The sequence below is a fragment of the Allobacillus saliphilus genome, assembly GCF_018138385.1.
GTDB lineage: Bacteria > Bacillota > Bacilli > Bacillales > Alkalibacillaceae > Allobacillus > Allobacillus saliphilus.
Genome location: NZ_JAGSIE010000010.1, coordinates 88,518 through 108,283, shown reverse-complemented (window position 1 = coordinate 108,283; position 19,766 = coordinate 88,518). Strand labels below are relative to the sequence as shown.

The following is a 19,766-nucleotide window of genomic DNA, read 5'->3' as shown; positions in this document are numbered from 1 at the left end:
ATCGAATGAAAATAAATCAAGCAGAATTAATTATAAGCGCAGTTAGTGCAAAGCAATATCCAGAAGGTGGCTTGCCAGAGATTGCTCTGGCTGGCCGATCCAACGTCGGTAAATCATCCTTTATCAATAAAATGATTAACCGGAAAGCATTAGCTCGTACATCATCGAAACCAGGAAAAACACAAACGTTGAATTTTTATCAATTGAATGAATCATTTTACTTTGTCGATGTACCTGGTTATGGCTATGCAAAGGTTTCAAAAAAAGAAAGAGAAGCTTGGGGAAAAATGATGGAGGAATACTTTGTAACTCGTGAATCACTCAAAGCAACTGTTCTATTGATTGATTCCAGACACGAACCGACGAAGGATGACCAAGTCATGTATGATTTTCTTAAGCATTATGAAATACCTGTTATCGTCGTGGCTACGAAAATCGATAAACTATCAAAATCAAAAAAAGCGAAGCATTTAAAAATCATTAAGGATGTTCTTGAATTGGAGTCAGAGGATCATTTAGTTGGATTTTCTGCTGAAACTGCTGAAGGAAAAGAAGAAGCGTGGAGATACGTAACATCCTATATACAATCATGAAGTCATAACCCGGACTAGAATACTAGTCCGGGAATTTTTTTGACACATTCCAATTACGAACGTGATAATTGGAATAAAGCATAACTACACTGTATGAAGTTGGCTACTTGTACATATAATTTTTTAAGCTAGAACCATCTCATCTTTATTTTTTGAATAAAAAGAAAGCACCAAGTCCAATCAGTAAGAATGGCCAAAATTGTTCGATTTGCACGAAAATGTAATCAACCCAACCAAACCATCTCGGTAGCGTAATCGAGGAAATGCCGATTAATGAAATAATTACCAATACAAGGCCAGCCATTACTCCTTGATTCGTTTTATGGGCACGAAGCAAAAAGGAAAATCCGACAATCAACGTATACATGCCCCAGTGATCAATCCAACTAGACCAATGTTGAAGCGCATGAAAGTGAATGCCTAGCCCGGTAAGAATACCACCAGGTAAAATGGATTCTGGTTGTTTATTCAAATATCCTTGGGCAAGAAATGCAATTCCTAAAATGATTAAAATGGTAGGCCAAGTGTCAAATCGGGAAAGAATTGGTATAGAATACTGTTGTAAGACAAAAAATAGTCCAAATCCGATTAATAAAACGCCAATAAAAGTTTTGGATTGTTTCATGAAAAGTCACTCCCTAAACGGTTTTCTTGCTGTTCCTCATTGGTTATGATAGGCTACTATATGGAATTAAAATCATTCTAATATAATATAAGTTTCATAATTCGTTCAAAGTAGTAAGCAATTGAGCGAAACATTTTTGTTATACTGAATTCATTGATGATTGTACGATAAATGAGGGGTGAAAGAAAGATGCATTTTATTGTGTTGAGTGTCAACTACCGAACAGCCCCAGTTGAAATCCGTGAAAAACTGGCTTTTTCAGATGAAAACTTAAGTGAAACAATGCTCGAGTTAAATCAAGAAAAAAGTATTCTTGAGAATGTAATTGTTTCCACTTGTAACCGTACCGAGTTATACGTCGTAGCGGATCAATTACACACAGGGCGTTATTATGTAAAACGGTTCTTAGCTAACCAATTCTCATTAGAGCTTGATTATGTTAAAAAATATATTGAAATTAAAGAAGAGGACGATGCAGTTCGTCATCTAATGAAGGTGACAGCAGGACTCGACTCCATGGTATTAGGAGAAACACAAATTCTCGGGCAAGTTCGAAAAGCTTTTCAGGTTGCTCAAGAAGTTGAATCTTCAGGTTTGATTTTCAACCAATTATTCAAACAAGCAGTGACGGTGGCAAAGCGTGCACATCGTGAAACAGCGATCGGTGAAAATGCAGTTTCTATTAGTTATGCTGCTGTAGAATTAGGAAAACAGATCTTTAATGACCTAAAAGAGCAACACGTTGCTATATTAGGTGCGGGTAAAATGGGTGAACTTGCAGTGAAGAATCTTCATGGTTCAGGAATTCGCCAAATTACCGTTATTAATAGAACGTATGAAAAAGCAAAAGAAGTTGCTGATAAGTTTGAAGGTGTCGCTAAGTCTATGGACGAATTAGATGAAGTGATGCAAGAAGCAGATATTCTGATTACTTCTGCATCTACTGATTCCTTCATTATTACGAAAGAACAGTTAGCACCATTGGTAAGTCGTCGAAATGGAAAACCTTTATTCTTAATTGATATTTCCGTACCGCGTAACATCGACCCGTCAATAAGTGATTTGGACGGTGTGATTGTATATGATATCGATGATCTGCAAGGAGTTATTAATAAGAACTTGGCAGAAAGACAAAATGCTGCGCATGCAATTGAACGAATGATTGATAAAGAGTTGGATGAATTCGATGAATGGATACAAACGCTGGGAGTCGTTCCGGTAATTTCAGCTTTGCGTAATAAAGCTCTTTCGATTCAAGAGGCGACTATGGCATCTATTGAACGAAAAATGCCAGATCTGACTGACCGTGAACGAAAAGTATTGAACAAGCATACGAAGAGTATCATTAATCAAATGTTAAAAGAGCCCATTCTTCAAGCAAAAGAGATGGCTGGTGACGAAGAAGCCGAAGATATGCTGAAATTATTTGTAAAGATCTTTGGTATCGAAGAAGAAGTCCAAGAAGAATTAGAGTTTCAAAATAAGAAACACCATAGCCATAAAACAGTTAGTCAATCCCTACCGATTGCTGGCTTGATCAAAGCAATTCAATAAACCCAATGATATCTTCAGCGAGTATAGACTAACGATTATGAAACAACCAGAAGGCAGTCTTAGTCTTCTGGTTGTTTTTTATCTCTGCTCACAAATGATTTTGTAGTGAATGAAAAGAAAATTGAATCATGGGATTATCTTTTACAAATGAATGTAACTTTACTACTATTAGTTATAGAAAGTAATTCTAGGAGGACGTTAAAATGAGAAATATTGTCGTCGGGTCAAGAAGAAGTAATCTAGCCATCACTCAAACCGAGTGGGTTATTAATGAACTGAAGAAAAAAACAAATGACTATACGTTTGATATAAAAAAAATTGTCACGACAGGAGATCGAATTCAGAGTGTTACGCTATCTAAAGTCGGCGGGAAAGGTCTATTTGTAAAAGAGATTGAAAAAGCTATGTACGACCATGAAATCGACCTAGCTGTTCATAGTATGAAAGATATGCCATCTGATATGCCAGAAGGTTTAATGATCGGATGTATCCCTGAGCGTGAAGACTATCGAGATGCGTATATTGCAAAAGACCATGTAAAGTTAGATGATTTACCAGAAGGAGCAATTATCGGAACGAGTAGTTTACGGAGAGGCGCACAGCTACTAGCATATCGACCTGATTTAGAAATTAAGTGGATTAGAGGAAACATTGAGACACGCCTACGTAAGTTGCAAGAGGAAGATTATGATGCCATTTTATTAGCAGCGGCTGGGTTAAAGCGTGTCGGTTGGGACCCTAGCATCGTAACGGAATTTTTAGAATCAGATGTGTGCTTACCTGCTATTGGTCAAGGAGCATTAGCGTTAGAGTGTCGTGAAGATGATACTGAATTACGTGAACTGATCCAGCAAATTAATGACGAGTATACCGAAATCACCGTAAAAGCTGAACGTAAATTACTTAATATGCTAGAAGGAAGTTGCCAAGTTCCAATCGCGGGTTACGCAACGCTTGAAAATGATGAGGTTGAGATTCGTGGATTAGTTGCTTCCTCTGATGGAAAAACTGTGATTCAAACAACAAGAAGGGCGAAGGATCCAATTGAAGCTGGTCGACTAGCAGCTGAAGACTTAATCGAGCAAGGCGCGCTTGAATTAGTTGCAAAAGCAAAAGCGGAAATGGATGAATCGTAATGAGTGCAACACCCTCAAATGTACGGGTTTTTCTCTCGAGAGACTCCAAGCAGGCCGCAAAATTCACCGAACCATTGAAAAATGAGCCGTGTGAAATTTTCTCTGTCCCTGTAATTGAAACGGAATTATGGAAGAGAGAAGAAAATGTACAATTTTTGAACCGTTTGAATGAATATGATTGGCTATTTTTCACGAGTGCAAAAGGCGTACGATTTTTTTATGAAACAATTACCTGGTTAGGTTATGGCTCGATTGATTTATCAGATAAAAAAATAGCTGCAGTCGGTACAGGTACTGCAGCTGAAATTGAAAAAAAGGGTTTAACAGTGCACTTCATCCCAAGTACATTCGATGCGGAACATATGGGAGAAGAGTTTCTTGAAGTTGACATACCGAAGAAAGTGTTATTGATTAAAGGGGAATTGTCGAGAACAATAATTGATGAAAAGTTCGAACGGCAACAATTTTCTTTTGAAAATATGTATGTATATCGAACGGTGATTAATTATTCAGCACAGAAGCAGTTAAACGAGCTGTATGAAGAGCAGCCGTTTGATTACTATGTTTTCACTTCCCCATCATCCATTCATGCCTTTTTTACATTATTAGAACAAACGCCAAAAGAAATATACGAGAAGTCATGCTTTTGTATCGGTGCGACGACTCAAGAAAAAGCATTGCAAACAGGCTTTACGAAAACATATGTACCAGAAAAGTATACACTTCGCGGATTATCAAAACGCGTGAAGCAAGTGCTTGAGGAGGAATCAAAATGAGTAATACATTTGACCGACATAGAAGACTCAGAAGAACACCGGCTATGCGAGATTTAGTAAGAGAGACACATCTGAGTAAAGAAGATCTAATTTATCCGTTGTTTATTTTGGAAGAGAACGGACAGCGAAATGAAGTATCTTCGATGCCAGGTGTGTATCAAGTATCACTAGACCGTTTAACAGAAGAAATGAAAGAGATTAAAGCATTAGGAATTCAAGCTGTACTTTTATTTGGTTTACCAAAAGAAAAAGATGAAGTTGGGACACAAGCATACGACAATGAAGGCGTAATCCAGCAAGCAACCCGTTTAATCAAACAGGAATACCCAGAAATTCTTGTCGTTGCAGATACTTGTTTGTGTGAATATACATCACATGGGCATTGCGGCGTTATTCATGATGGATATGTAGACAATGATGCATCATTACCATTGCACGTACAAACTGCTGTATCTCAAGCTCAAGCAGGAGCCGATATCATTGCCCCGTCAAACATGATGGACGGTTTCGTTAAGGAAATTCGTGAAGGATTAGATGAAGCAGGCTTTGAAAATATCCCGATTATGTCTTATGCAGTAAAATACGCATCTGCTTTTTATGGACCATTTCGTGAAGCGGCTGATAGTACACCACAATTTGGTGACCGAAAAACCTATCAAATGGATCCAGCTAACCGAATTGAAGCGTTACGAGAAGCAGATACTGATGTTGAAGAAGGGGCAGACTTTCTCATCGTCAAACCAGCTTTGAGCTATCTAGATATCGTAAGAGAGGTCAAGGATCGGTATACATTACCTGTCGTAGCTTACAATGTAAGTGGTGAATATTCCTTGATCAAAGCAGCAGCACAAAATGGCTGGGTCGATGAAAAAGCGATTGTCATGGAAAAAATCACTTCAATGAAGCGGGCAGGCGCGGATTTGATTATTACTTATTTTGCAAAAGATATCGCAAAATGGTTAAGTGAATCCTAAGGAGGTCTTTTAATAATGAACCGATATGAAAAATCACAAAAGTTATTTGAAGAAGCAAAACATTTGCTACCAGGGGGAGTCAATTCACCTGTTCGTTCTTTCAAATCAGTTGATATGACACCTATTTATACGGAAAAAGGAAAGGGTTCTCGTATTTACGATGTAGACGGGAATGAGTATATTGATTACGTGCTTAGTTGGGGACCATTAATTGTTGGTCATGCTCACGATGCAGTTGTCTCTAAGTTAAAAGAGGTAATGGAAAAAGGAACTAGCTTCGGTACAAACGTTAAATATGAAAATGAATTAGCAAAGATGGTTATTGAGCGCGTGCCTTCCATTGAAAAAGTTCGAATGGTCAATTCAGGTACGGAAGCTACAATGAGTGCACTTCGATTAGCTCGTGGATATACAGGACGAGACAAAATTTTAAAATTCGAAGGGAACTATCACGGTCACGGCGATTCATTATTGATTAAAGCAGGGTCCGGAGTAGCGACTTTAGGATTGCCGGATAGTCCAGGAGTACCTGAGTCTATTGCTCAAAACACGATAACAGTACCATACAACGATATGGAAAGTGTACGCTATGTTTTTGAACAGTACGGCGATGATTTGGCAGCAGTTATTGTTGAGCCAGTTTCTGGGAATATGGGAGTCGTTCCACCTGTAAATGACTTCTTACAAAACTTACGCAAAATAACCGAAGATCATGGCACATTACTCATTTTTGATGAAGTCATGACAGGTTTCCGTGTTGGTTATAACTGTGCACAAGGTCATTTCGGTGTCACACCAGATTTAACTTGTCTCGGAAAAGTTATTGGTGGCGGACTGCCTGTTGGTGCTTACGGAGGTAAAAAAGAGATCATGCAACGAATCGCTCCAGAAGGCGATATTTATCAAGCAGGTACATTATCCGGTAACCCACTTGCGATGGCTGCAGGAATTGCAACGTTAAGCCAGCTGACAGAAGAGTCCTATGAAGCGATTAATGAAAAAGCCGATCGCCTAGTTCAAGGATTCCAGGAAGCGGCTAAAGAATTTGGTGTTCCATTACAAGTAAATCGTGCAGGTTCTATGCTTGGCTTCTTCTTTACCGATAAAGAAGTGACTAATTTTGAAAGAGCGCAAACATCTGATCTCGAATGGTTTGCTACGTATTATCGTGAAATGGCTGAACAAGGTATATTCTTACCACCTTCACAATTTGAAGGAATGTTTTTATCAACTGAACATACAATGGATGAAATTGATCAGACAGTTGAAGCAGCCCGCAATGCATTTAAAAAATATAATAAGTAAACGTTTATAGAAGAAATAAAAATCCAAACGATTTAGATGTAAATAAATCGTTTGGATTTTATTTTTCACTTTAGACTTAGGGCAGCATTCCAATTTCAGCAGTCATAGTCCAAACTTCAGCAGTCAGCAACCCAACTTCAACAGTCAGCAACCCAACTTCAACAGTCAGCAGTCGAACATCGCATTCGCTACACATGCATTTACTTAACTAACGTCCGCGTATTTTGATTCTACTTCCTGTCCACTTACTTCATTGTTCTTCAAACATTCGTCTTTGCCTCAATTTAAAAATTCACAATTCCTGAGCGCGTGCTTAAATAGAAAATTACTCTCGAAGATGTTTTCTTTCATGAAGTTTTCATTTTATAGAAAAAGAATCATATAGATTAGAGAAAGGCTCTGTTAACTATCAAGCGAATATCAAATCACACAGGATTTGAAAAAAAGGATATAGGGAGGATGCTTATGACCAACAAAAAGGAACCATATGCATTTAAAATTTATGAAAAAATTAGCTTCCGGCAAGGCGAAGAGGTGGATGATCTTTATAGTATTTCAATCGATCCCGAGGTGGATGTCATCCAAGAGGAAAATTACATTCAACTAAGGGGTGTACTAGTTGTTTCAGGTGATTATCAAACCTTTCCAAAAAAAGAACCACTTTATATTGTAGATGAAGAGGAAGATAACGTCGTGCAGCAAGTACGGATGTTGGATAATGGATTTATGACTTTTCAGTACCCCATTCCTGTGGATATTACGGTTCCAGTCGATCGTGTAGAAAGGGATCATCATGTGGAAGTTAAAGTTGATTACTTTGATTATGAGTTACCAGAACCACAAACATTAAATATTCAATCAAGTATTCGAATAGATGGAATTGCAGAACGGGAAGCAAATGATGCCTATCCTGAACAATCAGCGCCATCTGATTTCGAATTAAAAGAGTTCCCTACTTTTCAAGAACAACAAGAACATCCGCCTTTTCATGATGAGTCATTGACTAATGCATCGACAGAACAATCTGAGGAACAACATACAGCTCAACCGTCAGAAGAACCTATCAAAGAGGTTTTTCACGAAGATGGTTCTCCAGAAGAACAGAAAGGCAGGGACTTCTTAAAAAAAGATAAGTCACAATCATTTGCTGAGTTCTTCGATAAAAAAGAATCGACTAAAGATGAGTTAGAAGAAAAACATGAAGATAAAGTAGAAAGCAAAAAAAATAAAAAATCCTTGTATAAAAAAGAAGCTGCGGATACGAGTGAAAAGCATATGAAAGAAGACGATGAGTATGACGTGAAAGAGCCTATTGCAGAAGAAGAAAAAGAAGTTAAAGCGGAGGCAGATGAGAAAAAAGAAGCTAGCGGACTAAGTTACTTGTCCAAATTTTTTCGAAACGACGAGCCTACTTCTTCACAACTGACTGTTCGTTTTGTCCAAAAAAATGAAACACTTGAATCGATTGCCGAAACTTATAACTTACCGACTTCTAAATTAGAGCGAATGAATGACTTAGAAGACTCTAGTATGCTTGAAGAGGGCGATATGATATATGTTCCCCAAGTAGAAAAAAAGAATTAGATCCATTTTGACCGAAACATAATGAAGACTCCGATAAAAATACAACATAGAAATACATCCAATGTTGTAGGTAAAAATATAGTACGTAACACTTGGTAACAGACGATTGGAAAGATGGAAAATTCAACGATAATAATAACCTTACGAACCCCATAGGGAACCCTGTAGCGATAGTATTTACCCACTCGGATGACCTCCTTTTGTATAGAATATGAAAAATGCGGTAACACTGTGTATTAATTCATTGATTTTGATTCACTCGTTGTATATAATAATGTTAAACAAATAAACGTAAATGCCCGTAGGAGAAGAGTACAGGTGGAATACCGACAGAGAGGGAAACAATTTGCTGAAAGTTTCCTCGGATTGAAAACTTGGAAGGTCGCTCTGAATTGGCAGCTTCTTTGAAATGAACAGTAGAAGAAGACGGGAAAACCGTTAACAGGTGAGATGCACAGTGACATATGCTGTGAATAAAGGTGGTACCGCGAAATTCAAATCTTTTCGTCCTTTTTATAAGGATGGAAAGATTTTTTTATATTTTTATCACAATTAATAAGGAGGATGTTGGAATGGAAGAACAAAAATACACATCAATGGCACCGAAATACCATCCAGAAAAGATAGAAAAAGGTCGTTACCAATTTTGGATGGAAGGAAAGTTTTTTGAAGCAGAAGAGAATGACAACAAAGAACCGTATACAATTGTGATCCCACCGCCAAACGTTACAGGAAGACTCCATTTAGGTCACGCTTGGGATACGACATTGCAAGACATTTTAACTCGATATAAGCGTATGCAAGGGTATGACGTTTTATGGTTACCTGGTATGGACCATGCAGGAATTGCAACTCAGGCGAAAGTCGAAGCCAAGTTAAAAGAAGAAGGCAAAAGTAGATATGATCTAGGACGGGAAAAATTTCTTGAGCAAGCATGGGATTGGAAAGAAGAGTATGCGAGTTTTATCAGAAGCCAATGGGAAAAACTCGGATTAGGACTGGATTACTCAAAAGAACGTTTTACGCTTGATGAAGGATTGTCCAATGCTGTTAAAGAAGTTTTTGTTAGCCTATACGAACAAGGCCTAATCTATCGTGGACAATATATTATTAACTGGGATCCAAGCACAAAAACAGCATTATCGGATATCGAAGTTATTTACCAAGAGGTACAAGGTGCATTCTACCATATGAGATATCCTTTAAAAGATGAAGATGGATATATTGAGATTGCGACAACTCGTCCAGAGACGATGTTAGGTGATACGGCTGTTGCTGTTCACCCAGATGACGAGCGTTACAATCATTTGATTGGTAAAAAAGTCATTCTACCGATTGTTGGTCGAGAAATTGAAATCATCGGTGATGATTATGTTGATATGGAATTCGGTTCTGGTGCTGTTAAGATCACACCAGCACATGATCCAAATGACTTTGAAATTGGAAACCGTCATAACCTTGAAAGAGTCCTTGTAATGGATGAGGGCGGCCAGATGAATGCGAACGCGGGTAAGTATGAAGGTATGGATCGTTTCGAATGCCGAAAACAACTCGTGAAGGATCTTCAAGAAGAAGGTGTTCTTTTCAATATAGAAGATCACATGCACTCCGTAGGACACTCCGAACGAAGCGGCGCTGTCGTGGAGCCTTATTTGTCAACACAGTGGTTTGTTAAAATGGGTCCTCTTGCTGAGGAGGCAGTCAAGTTACAACAAACTGAAGATAAAGTCAATTTTGTTCCAGAGCGTTTTGAACAGACGTATCTCCATTGGATGGAAAACATTCGAGATTGGTGTATCTCACGTCAATTATGGTGGGGACATCGAATTCCAGCTTGGTATCATAAAGAAACAGGCGAGCTATATGTCGGTCGAGAAGCTCCAAAAGACTTAGAGAATTGGGAACAAGATAATGACGTATTGGATACATGGTTCTCTTCAGCTTTATGGCCTTTCTCAACGATGGGTTGGCCAGATGAGTCAAGTGAAGATTTTAATCGGTATTTTCCTACTAGTGCACTTGTTACCGGATATGACATTATCTTTTTCTGGGTATCCCGAATGATATTCCAATCAAAACATTTCACAGACCGTCGCCCATTTAAAGACGTGTTAATTCATGGGTTGGTTCGTGATGCAGAAGGTAGAAAAATGAGTAAGTCACTAGGAAACGGTGTCGATCCGATGGATGTTATCGAAAAGTATGGTGCTGATTCATTACGTTACTTCTTATCGACAGGATCTTCACCAGGTCAAGACTTGCGTTTTCACTGGGAAAAAGTTGAGTCTACTTGGAACTTCGCTAATAAAATTTGGAATGCATCCAGATTTGTCATTATGAATTTAGAAGATTTCACGTATGATGACATTGATTTTTCTGGGGAGAAATCAGTTGCAGACAAATGGATTTTAACTCGTTTGAATGAAACGATTGAACAAGTAACTAGAAATATTGATAAATATGACTTTGGCGAAGCAGGAAGATATTTATACAACTTTATTTGGGACGACTTTTGTGACTGGTATATTGAGATGGCAAAGCTACCATTGTATGGTGATGATGAAAAACAAAAGATCACAACAAAATCAGTCCTCATCCATACGTTGGATGCCATTATGAAGTTACTTCATCCATTTATGCCATTTATCACTGAAGAAATTTGGCAACACATTCCGCATAAAGGTGAATCGATCACAGTAGCACCATGGCCAACTGTGAATAAAGCGCACATTGACCAAGAAAGTGCGAAGCGTATGGAACGACTTGTAGCAATGATTCGTGCTGTCAGAAATGTTCGAGCTGAGGTTAATACGCCGATGTCGAAGGAAATCCGTATTCTAGTTAAAGCGAGCGATGATACAATCGTGAGCGAGTTGGAGGATAATCGACATTATTTAGAGAAGTTCTGTAATCCTAAAGAACTGCAAATCAGTACAGAGGTTCAAGCACCTGAACAATCCAAAACAGCTGTTGTTAGTGGGGCTGAATTATTCTTCCCGCTTGAAGGCTTAGTAAATTTAGAAGAAGAATTAAGTCGATTGCATAAAGAGCTTAAAAAATGGCAATCTGAAGTTGATTTGGTTCAGAAGAAATTATCCAATGAGAAATTTGTTCAAAAAGCACCTGAAAAGCTTGTACAACAAGAAAGAGAGAAGGAAAAAGATTACTTGGAAAAACGCCAGCTAGTCGAAGAGCGAATTCAGGAACTAGAAAAACTTAAATAATTTACATTTCAACATAAACTGCCTGACACAATGTAGGCAGTTTATGTTATTTTAAATACATAAAAATATCAAAAGGATGAACAAAGTGAATGGAAACGAAGCAATCGAATGGATTCATCAGCAATTAAAGTTCGGAATTAGACCTGGGTTGGATCGAGTTCACCAGTTATTAGAACGTTTAGAACATCCTGAGAAAGAGTTGAAGCTTATTCATGTTGGTGGAACGAATGGTAAAGGTTCTACTGTGACCTATTTGCGCAATTTACTTCAACGTCATGGTTTTAAAGTAGGAACTTTTACTTCACCTTACATTGAAAGATTTGAAGAGCGTATTTCGATTAATGGTTATCCGATTGATCAAAAGCAACTAGCGAGCTATGTCGAACAAGTGAAGCCAATCTGTGAACAATTAAGTGATACAGAATTAGGCGCACCAACAGAATTTGAAATTATTACCGTTATCTCTTTAATGCACTTTAAAAAAGAAAATGTTGATTTTGGTATTATGGAGGTTGGACTCGGTGGACGATTGGATTCTACGAATGTTATTACGCCTATTCTTTCATTAATTACATCCATAGGTATGGATCATACAAATATACTCGGGGACACAATTGAGGAGATTTCTTATGAAAAGGCAGGCATCATCAAACAAGAAATACCGATTGTGACGAATGTCTATCAACGAGAAGCTCTTGATGTAATCGAATCGAAAGCAAAGCGAAAAAACGCTCCACTCTATCAATTAAGAAACGATTATAATTACCAAGTAAATAATTATTCTGGTTGGGGAGAGTCATTTGACTTTTTATCTGAAGATAAGTGTTTGCATAATCTGGAGCTAAGCATGAAAGGGAATCATCAAATTGAAAACGCTACACTTGCTTTATTTGCGCTAATGTTAATCAGTAATAAAGAAAAATTCAAGCTAATCGATGAGGAAATTAAAAAAGGCCTATTTCAATCACAATGGCCGGGCCGCCTAGAGGTCGTCCATGATCAACCAAAAATTATTCTAGACGGCGCGCATAATTACGAGGCAATGACTCAAATGGTTTCCGCTATTAAGAGTCAGTGGCCACCGGATAAAGTCACCATTTTATTATCTGTCATAAAAAATAAACCAATCGATGAAATGGTTAATTACCTTAAACAAAACTTTCCCAAAATTACGTTAACACCGTTTGACTTTTCAACAAGCTATGAGTACAATGAACTATATCAAAATTTCCAGAAAAGTCACACACGTGTAATAAAAGATTGGCAAACAGTAATTGAGCAATTCATTGAAAATGAATCGAACGACAATATACTTATCGTAACGGGTTCGCTTTACTTTGTTTCTCAAGTGAGAGCTTACGTTTTACAACATAAGTAGGGAGAAGGGAAGCCTCCATGTCAAAGAAAAAACAGCTTGTAATATGGCTTATATGGTTGGTTGTATTTCCAACTTCCATTTTTTATGTATATACGACATTTGAGCCATCATATACTGGGGAATGGGCTGATTTAGTATCATTCGCATTAATTATGTGTGCAGTTTCCTATTTTCCTATACAAGTCGGTACAATTTCCATTTTTGTCGCAAATGGAATTAGTTTTGCTGCCTTTTTATATTTTGGTTTATTTGCAGAAATTATTTTGACTCAGCTAGCTATATTGACATTGATCTATAAGCTTCGCATCAGTAAAGACGAAACATTTCGTATTGCTAGTAACTCACTGATGATGTTAATTACGTCAATCGGTTCAGCAGCTGTCTATTATTGGCTCGGTGGCGAACACGGGGTGCTTGAGTTAAATACGACTACTGAAAGTATTGCATTAGTCGGTTATATCGTAACAGGATTGGTATTAAATCAAATTGTATTAGTTATTTTAAATATATTCTTTTATGAACAAAGACACATGAAAATAGGAAAGTCACTATTCGCGGATGTTTTTTTAACCTTAATTGTCTTTCCGTTAGGTCTAGTCCTTTATTTACTTTATATCGATCTCAAAATAGCTGCGATCTATTTCGTTGGAATTCCGTTCATTCTCTTATCTATCGCTATTAGCCTTTATTACAATGGGCGTCGAGTGAATCATTATCTACGAAGAACGAGTGATATTGGACAAGAATTATCGAAGAAATTAAACGTTAAGAATGTGTTAGACTCATTTGTTGAAGAAGTGTGCAAACTACTTCCAGCAAGTTTCATTTACATTTACGATGTTTCAAATGCCAGTCAAACGTTGACTCTGATTCGGTTTGTTAAGGATCAACAGACAGTTAAGCATCCAGATGAAGTTATGGCGATTAACAGTGGATTTATTGGGAAGGTCCATGGGCAAAAAAAGGCAATCATGTTTAATACACGTGCCCAATTAGACCAATTCACTCAGAATAGCTTACCGAATGACGTTCAGAGTGTATTGGGTGTACCGATCATTCGAAATGAACAAGTAGTGGGTGTGTTGGTCATTGGTGACCGAAGTCGACGTGCTTATCAGGACTATCATTTAATGCTTATGAAAATTCTAGCAAACTTTTTGTCCGTCGCGATGGAGAATGCGAGACACTATGAACGAGAAAGACGAAAAAGTTTGCACGATCAATTGACGAATTTATACAATTATCGTTATTTAACGGATCATATTGAGCAATATGCGCTTGATTTGCAAGCCAAAGAGATAGATGAAAACCTCTCCATTATCATTATTGATTTGGATTCCTTTAAATCCGTAAATGATACATATGGGCATGAAGCGGGTAACGAAGTGTTGGTAGAGCTCGCTAGGCGATTAGAAGACTTCATTAGTGATAGAGGAATTGTTGCTAGGTATGGCGGTGAAGAATTCACAATTCTGGTCAAGGGGATGAAACATGAGAAGATTCGTGAATTAGCTGAAGAAATTCGCTACCTCATCTCTTCTAAACCTTTTGTGTTAATGAAACATATTGAGGATGGTATACCGGTAGCGATCGCTGTAACAGCAAGCTTAGGTATTGCTACTTATCCAGATCACTGTGATTCTCCGAATGAATTAATCCGTCAGGCAGATCGCGCGATGTATGTTGGTGCGAAACGAAGTGGGAAAAACAAAGTTGCTTCAATTGTATAGAAAAAAATAATCATATAAAACAACCGTGTGGTGATTAAAATCGTTAATCATCAGACGGTGTCTTTGTTCTTCTACTAAAACACCATGAAAACACACACCTTAATTAAACAGAGTTAAATAGTTAATAATGATGTCGAAAATCTTTGCTATTCAATAGACAAAATTCCACTTATTTTTTCATAGGTTTGTGCTAGGATGAGAATCACTAGTAACAAAGGTGGTAGAGAGCATGGAAGAAGAAAGAAAAGTAAGAGTAGCTATAACAAAATCTGATGATTATGATGATCATCAAAGAAAACATGATCTTGAACATTTTCTCACCCCAAAGCAAAAGAAAAAGCCTTCTTTTCAAAATGTGGAATTATCGAAATGGTTAAAACCTATTTTATTTGCCATTGTGCTTGGACTTGTATTTGGGGCAGGTTTAATGTATTTCTTTTCAGATTATACCGCTGATGACCCTGCAGAATCAGGTGGACAACCTGTTTCGAACGTAACGGATGACGATAATTCAGATGAAGCAGAAGGAAATTCAAATTTCACTATGGACGGACAGCAATTTCAACTGATTCAATACGGTATTTTTTCGTCAACAGACAATGCGAAGGAGCATATAGCTTCAATTCAACAAACTTTTGGTGTTCCAGTATTTTATGTAGAAAAGGAAGGTCAATATTATGTCGTTGGAGGTTATATCACATCAAGTGAGCAAGAATCAAAATCGATCGATTGGCTTGAAAACAAGGGACTAGTAAGATTAGAAGACTTTCTTGTGAAGGATTGGCAATTAGCTGCTGTTGAAACACAAGTGTCTGATGATGAACAATCATGGTTGGAAAAAGGAGAAACATTGGTTGGTAGCTTTTCTAAAGAGGATTTTCGTCAATGGATACAACAAATGCCCGATCGATTTAAGACGAGCCCTTTTGTTGAGCAGCTATCTCAGTTAACGAATGAATCCGGTGATGACTTTATGACTGAAAAGACAATGCAATTATGCTTGTCGTTCTTTCTCGCGGAACTTCCTTAATGAACTTATCTTCCTTAAACACGTCGGTTTGTGTTAAAAAGTGATAATAACTGATCCATTCCAATGCATTCGTTGCTTTTTCGCGTTTTGTATTTTCAATAAACGCGAGATACAATGATAAGCGTAATCTTGAAAGGAGCGAATGTTTTGGAAACCGAATCGTTATTAATCAAAGATGTACCAAAAGATGATCGACCTCGAGAGCGTTTGATGAAAGCTGGACCTGAAGCGTTGTCTAATCAAGAATTAATGACAATATTAATCGGTAGTGGAACACGAGGAAATTCGGCCATGTCATTAGCTATTCGAGTATTAAAGCATTTTGAAGGAATTTATTTATTGAAGGATGCAACGATTAATGAATTAACTACCATCAAAGGAATTGGAGAAGCGAAAGCGATTAACTTGCTAGCCGCTTTAGAACTGGGGCGAAGAATTCATAACTTTAGAGTGACTGATCGATATGTCATTCGGAGTCCAGAAGATGGAGCCAATTATATCATGGACGAACTGAGGCACTTAAAGCAAGAACATTTTGTATGCTTATATTTGGACACGAAGAACACCGTTATCCACAGACAAACCATCTTTATCGGAAGCTTGAATGCTTCGATTGTTCATCCACGTGAGGTTTTTCGAGAAGCAGTTCGTCGTTCTGCTGCTTCAATTATCTGCGCGCATAACCATCCTTCTGGAAATCCCGCACCATCTCAGGAAGATATTCAAGTGACCAAGCGATTATGTGAAGCAGGGAAATTAGTAGGTATTGAAATCCTTGATCATTTGGTGATTGGTGATCGTAAATATGTCTCATTGAAAGAAAAAGGATATGTATGATCCTTTTCACGAATGAGCTGAGACATAACTAAAAATTAACTCTCTAATCCGAACAATATATTTGAATCGTCGTCCATCGCTTCGGAAAAACACTACGCTTTCCGCGGGCGCTGCTGAGCCTCCTCGTACTGCGTACTGCGGGGTCTCACCTAGGCTTCTCATCCCGCAGGAGTCTTCGTGTTTTTCCTACGCTAATAAATAATTCGAACTGATTCGTACATTTATGAATAGTTATTCGAATTTCTCCTTAATTAAAGGTCATTTGTCCAAGCTTTTTTTCAAGAATGCTTTTCTGTTTTTATAGAACTTCACAATATCTTACCTTCCTTTCTATTATTTCCCTTTCAGTACGAAAATTTTCATTTAATTGACAATAAAAACAAGGAAATATGAGTCTCATTAACCTATCTATTTTCACTAGAATTGCGTATAATATAAATACAAAATGGATAGCTAAGCGCCTACCAGCAAATGATCATTTTGTTGAGGCGCTTATTCATGTTTGATACGAGCGGAACGTACCCTTTTAATAAAAAGGGATGAAGAAAGGACGATCAAGATGGCAACATCGATTTTTACGAGAGATTTTGGAGTTGACTTAGGTACGGCCAATACATTGGTTTATTTAAAAGGAAAAGGAATTATTTTGCGCGAATCCTCAATGATCGCCCAAGATAATTATACAAATGAAGTTATTGCAGTTGGAAATGAAGCAAAACAAATGATTGGTCGAACACCTGGGAGATTATCAGTCATTCGCCCGATGAAGGATGGGGTCATAGCTGATTACGATACAACAGCTGAGATGATGAAATATTATATCCATAAAGCACAAGGAAAACCTACCTTCTTCTCAAGAAAGCCAAACGTTATCGTCTGTGTACCTTCGGGAATCACGATGGTTGAAGAGCGTGCAGTTTTAGATGCCACGAGGCAAGCAGGTGCGAAACACGCACTGCCAATATCAGAACCTTTTGCAGCAGCTATTGGTGCAGGTTTACCAGTATGGGAGCCAACCGGAAGTTTAATTGTTGATATCGGTGGTGGCACGACAGAAGTAGCAATCATCTCTTTGGGTGGGACGGTTACGAGTGCATCGATTCGAACAGCCGGCGATGAAATGGATGAACAAATCATTCAATATATTAGAAAAAAATATAGTTTATTAATTGGTGAATCGACAGCCGAGATGTTAAAGACAGAACTTGCATCTGCGAAGAAATTAGATAATAATGAAGAAATGGATGTACGAGGTAGAGACCTCATTTCTGGTTTGCCAAAAACAGTTACAATTGGGAATGACGAGGCTGCTTATGCGATCCAAGAAACTGTCGATGCAATTGTCGAGTTAATAAAGCAAACATTAGAGAAAGCTCCACCAGAGTTAGCCGCTGACATCATGGATTATGGAATTGTGTTAACCGGAGGCGGAGCATTACTGAATAAAATCGATGAAGTGATTAGTGAACAAACAAATATGCCTGTATTCATTGCTGATAAACCGTTGGATTCTGTTGTAATTGGTACAGGGAAAGCTTTGGAACACATTGAATATTTTAAACGCTCTCCACATGTCGCAAAACGAAACACATTAAGTTAAGTAGGTGCTAGTTCTATGCCTTCGTTTTTTCGAAAAAGAAAATTAATTGTCTTATTAACAGGTTTAATCATTATTGTCGCATTGATTGGATACTCGATGCGGACGGAGTCCAATACAAACATGGTTAGCGATTTTGTTTTGGATACAGTCGGTTTCTTTCAGAATATCATTTATACACCGATTAACTTCGTGATGGATATAATTGAAGATATCGACGATGTGCAGGATGTATATGAACAGAATGAGCTTTTGAAAAAGGAATTACAATCATTCAAAGCTCAAGCTTTTCAATTAAACGATTTAAAAAGAGAGAATAAAGATTTACAAGCGTTAGCTGATATGGAAGAGTCGTTAAGCGACTATAGCCAGGTGAAAGCAACAGTAATTGCACGCAGTCCTGAAAGATGGTTTGATCATGTCACTATTAACAAGGGGCAGCAACATGGGATTAAGCGAAATATGGCCGTGACAAATGGTGAAGGTATGGTCGGAAAAGTTATTGAAGTGTCTCAGTTAACATCTACTGTTCAATTACTAAGTGGTTTTGATGAACAAAATCGAATCAGTGTTGAGGTTGACCAAGAAAAGCCGATTTTTGGATTAATTGAAGGATATGACGAAGAAACTGAATCTTTAATTTTCCGTGATTTAGAAAATGAAGATGATATTGAAGAAGGCCAAACCATTGTAAGCTCAGGCTTAGGTGGTGTTTTTCCGAAAGGATTATTAATAGGTACTGTCGAACGTGTTGAAATGGACCAATACGGGTTGACTAAAATCGCTTATGTCAAACCGGCCGCTAATTTATATGATATCAATCACTTGATGGTAGTAGATCGAGACTTACATTCTCCAGTAATCGATGAGGAGGAAGAATAATATGAAAGGTTTATTCCTTCCTCTCATTCTTTTTGTTTTATTGATTGCAGAAAGTATTGCAACGGAGCTTTTGCCGAATAACATTTTATTGGAATTATATTTCATACCTCACTGGGTTCTAGTCTTCTCGGTCATTATTACTCTGTATTACGATAAAGAACATAGTTATGCGGGAATTTTTTATGGCGCTATATTTGCTTTTATTTCTGAATTAGTTTATACAGACTTATTAGGCGTATATTTATTTGCTTATGGAGTTTCCTTATATGGCGTTCACTTGTTTAAGAAGTTATTACATGTTAATTTTTTAGTTACTTTACTTCTAGTGTTTTACGCATTAATTGTATGTGAATTTTTAATCTATGGAACCTATTTTTTAATTGGTGTCATTGATTTACCGGTTAAAGAATACTTGATGGAACGGTTAACGCCGACGGTCTTAATGAATCTATTGTTTTTCTTATTGATTTTTCCGTATTTCTCAAAAAAATTAACGAAATGGAAAGAACAGCCGAAACGATGATTCTTTGGTAAAATAGAT

Annotated in this window: 16 protein-coding genes and 1 other annotated feature; of the genes, 15 read left to right on the top strand and 1 reads right to left on the bottom strand. The window is 37.6% G+C overall.

The features are described 5' to 3' along the window. Positions 1 to 5 precede the first annotated feature (5 nt). Positions 6 to 593: a ribosome biogenesis GTP-binding protein YihA/YsxC gene (yihA, locus tag KC820_RS04625; RefSeq protein WP_212368609.1), complete on the top strand. Its 588-nt coding sequence runs from the start codon at positions 6 to 8 to the stop codon at positions 591 to 593. A gap of 145 nt (positions 594 to 738) precedes the next feature. Here yihA and KC820_RS04620 read toward each other — a convergent pair whose 3' ends face one another. Next, positions 739 to 1,218, bottom strand: coding sequence for a LiaI-LiaF-like domain-containing protein (locus KC820_RS04620; RefSeq protein ID WP_212368607.1), 480 nt, complete (start codon positions 1,216 to 1,218; stop codon positions 739 to 741). A gap of 189 nt (positions 1,219 to 1,407) precedes the next feature. Here KC820_RS04620 and hemA point away from each other — a divergent pair, with 189 nt between their 5' ends. From hemA to mreD, 14 genes are all read left to right on the top strand, one after another. After that, positions 1,408 to 2,772, top strand: coding sequence for a glutamyl-tRNA reductase (gene hemA, locus KC820_RS04615; RefSeq protein WP_212368604.1), 1,365 nt, complete (start codon positions 1,408 to 1,410; stop codon positions 2,770 to 2,772). Positions 2,773 to 2,975: 203 nt separating this feature from the next. Next, positions 2,976 to 3,908, top strand: coding sequence for a hydroxymethylbilane synthase (gene hemC / locus KC820_RS04610; protein ID WP_144087607.1), 933 nt, complete (start codon positions 2,976 to 2,978; stop codon positions 3,906 to 3,908). Beyond that, a complete protein-coding gene (locus KC820_RS04605; RefSeq protein WP_212368601.1) occupies positions 3,908 to 4,684 on the top strand; it encodes a uroporphyrinogen-III synthase in 777 nt (258 codons plus the stop codon). The genes hemC and KC820_RS04605 overlap by 1 nt, the downstream gene beginning before the upstream one ends. After that, positions 4,681 to 5,658, top strand: coding sequence for a porphobilinogen synthase (hemB, locus tag KC820_RS04600; protein ID WP_212368598.1), 978 nt, complete (start codon positions 4,681 to 4,683; stop codon positions 5,656 to 5,658). The genes KC820_RS04605 and hemB overlap by 4 nt, the downstream gene beginning before the upstream one ends. Positions 5,659 to 5,673: 15 nt before the next feature. Further along, positions 5,674 to 6,963 (top strand): glutamate-1-semialdehyde 2,1-aminomutase, encoded by a 1,290-nt coding sequence (gene hemL / locus KC820_RS04595; RefSeq protein ID WP_212368596.1) that lies wholly within the window; start codon positions 5,674 to 5,676, stop codon positions 6,961 to 6,963. A 465-nt stretch (positions 6,964 to 7,428) separates the two neighbouring features. Next, a complete protein-coding gene (locus KC820_RS04590) occupies positions 7,429 to 8,547 on the top strand; it encodes a LysM peptidoglycan-binding domain-containing protein (RefSeq protein WP_212368593.1) in 1,119 nt (372 codons plus the stop codon). Positions 8,548 to 8,838: 291 nt separating this feature from the next. Continuing rightward, positions 8,839 to 9,062 (top strand) — a binding site (T-box leader). Positions 9,063 to 9,119: 57 nt separating this feature from the next. Then, on the top strand, positions 9,120 to 11,771 hold the full coding sequence (locus KC820_RS04585; RefSeq protein ID WP_212368590.1) for a valine--tRNA ligase: 2,652 nt from the start codon (positions 9,120 to 9,122) through the stop codon (positions 11,769 to 11,771). An 85-nt stretch (positions 11,772 to 11,856) separates the two neighbouring features. Then, on the top strand, positions 11,857 to 13,149 hold the full coding sequence (locus KC820_RS04580; protein ID WP_212368587.1) for a bifunctional folylpolyglutamate synthase/dihydrofolate synthase: 1,293 nt from the start codon (positions 11,857 to 11,859) through the stop codon (positions 13,147 to 13,149). A gap of 17 nt (positions 13,150 to 13,166) precedes the next feature. After that, positions 13,167 to 14,879, top strand: coding sequence for a sensor domain-containing diguanylate cyclase (locus tag KC820_RS04575; RefSeq protein ID WP_212368583.1), 1,713 nt, complete (start codon positions 13,167 to 13,169; stop codon positions 14,877 to 14,879). A gap of 229 nt (positions 14,880 to 15,108) precedes the next feature. Further along, entirely contained in the window at positions 15,109 to 15,909 is an 801-nt protein-coding gene (locus tag KC820_RS04570) for a hypothetical protein (RefSeq protein WP_212368580.1), read from the top strand. A 114-nt stretch (positions 15,910 to 16,023) separates the two neighbouring features. After that, positions 16,024 to 16,746 (top strand): RadC family protein, encoded by a 723-nt coding sequence (gene radC, locus KC820_RS04565; RefSeq protein ID WP_212368577.1) that lies wholly within the window; start codon positions 16,024 to 16,026, stop codon positions 16,744 to 16,746. Positions 16,747 to 17,305: 559 nt separating this feature from the next. Next, positions 17,306 to 18,346 (top strand): rod shape-determining protein, encoded by a 1,041-nt coding sequence (locus tag KC820_RS04560; RefSeq protein ID WP_212368574.1) that lies wholly within the window; start codon positions 17,306 to 17,308, stop codon positions 18,344 to 18,346. A gap of 15 nt (positions 18,347 to 18,361) precedes the next feature. After that, the gene (gene mreC, locus KC820_RS04555) at positions 18,362 to 19,225 is read left to right on the top strand and encodes a rod shape-determining protein MreC (RefSeq protein WP_212368571.1); all 864 of its coding nucleotides are present in this window, start codon (positions 18,362 to 18,364) and stop codon (positions 19,223 to 19,225) included. Between the two features lies 1 nt (position 19,226). Beyond that, a complete protein-coding gene (gene mreD / locus KC820_RS04550; RefSeq protein ID WP_212368568.1) occupies positions 19,227 to 19,748 on the top strand; it encodes a rod shape-determining protein MreD in 522 nt (173 codons plus the stop codon). Positions 19,749 to 19,766 lie beyond the last annotated feature (18 nt).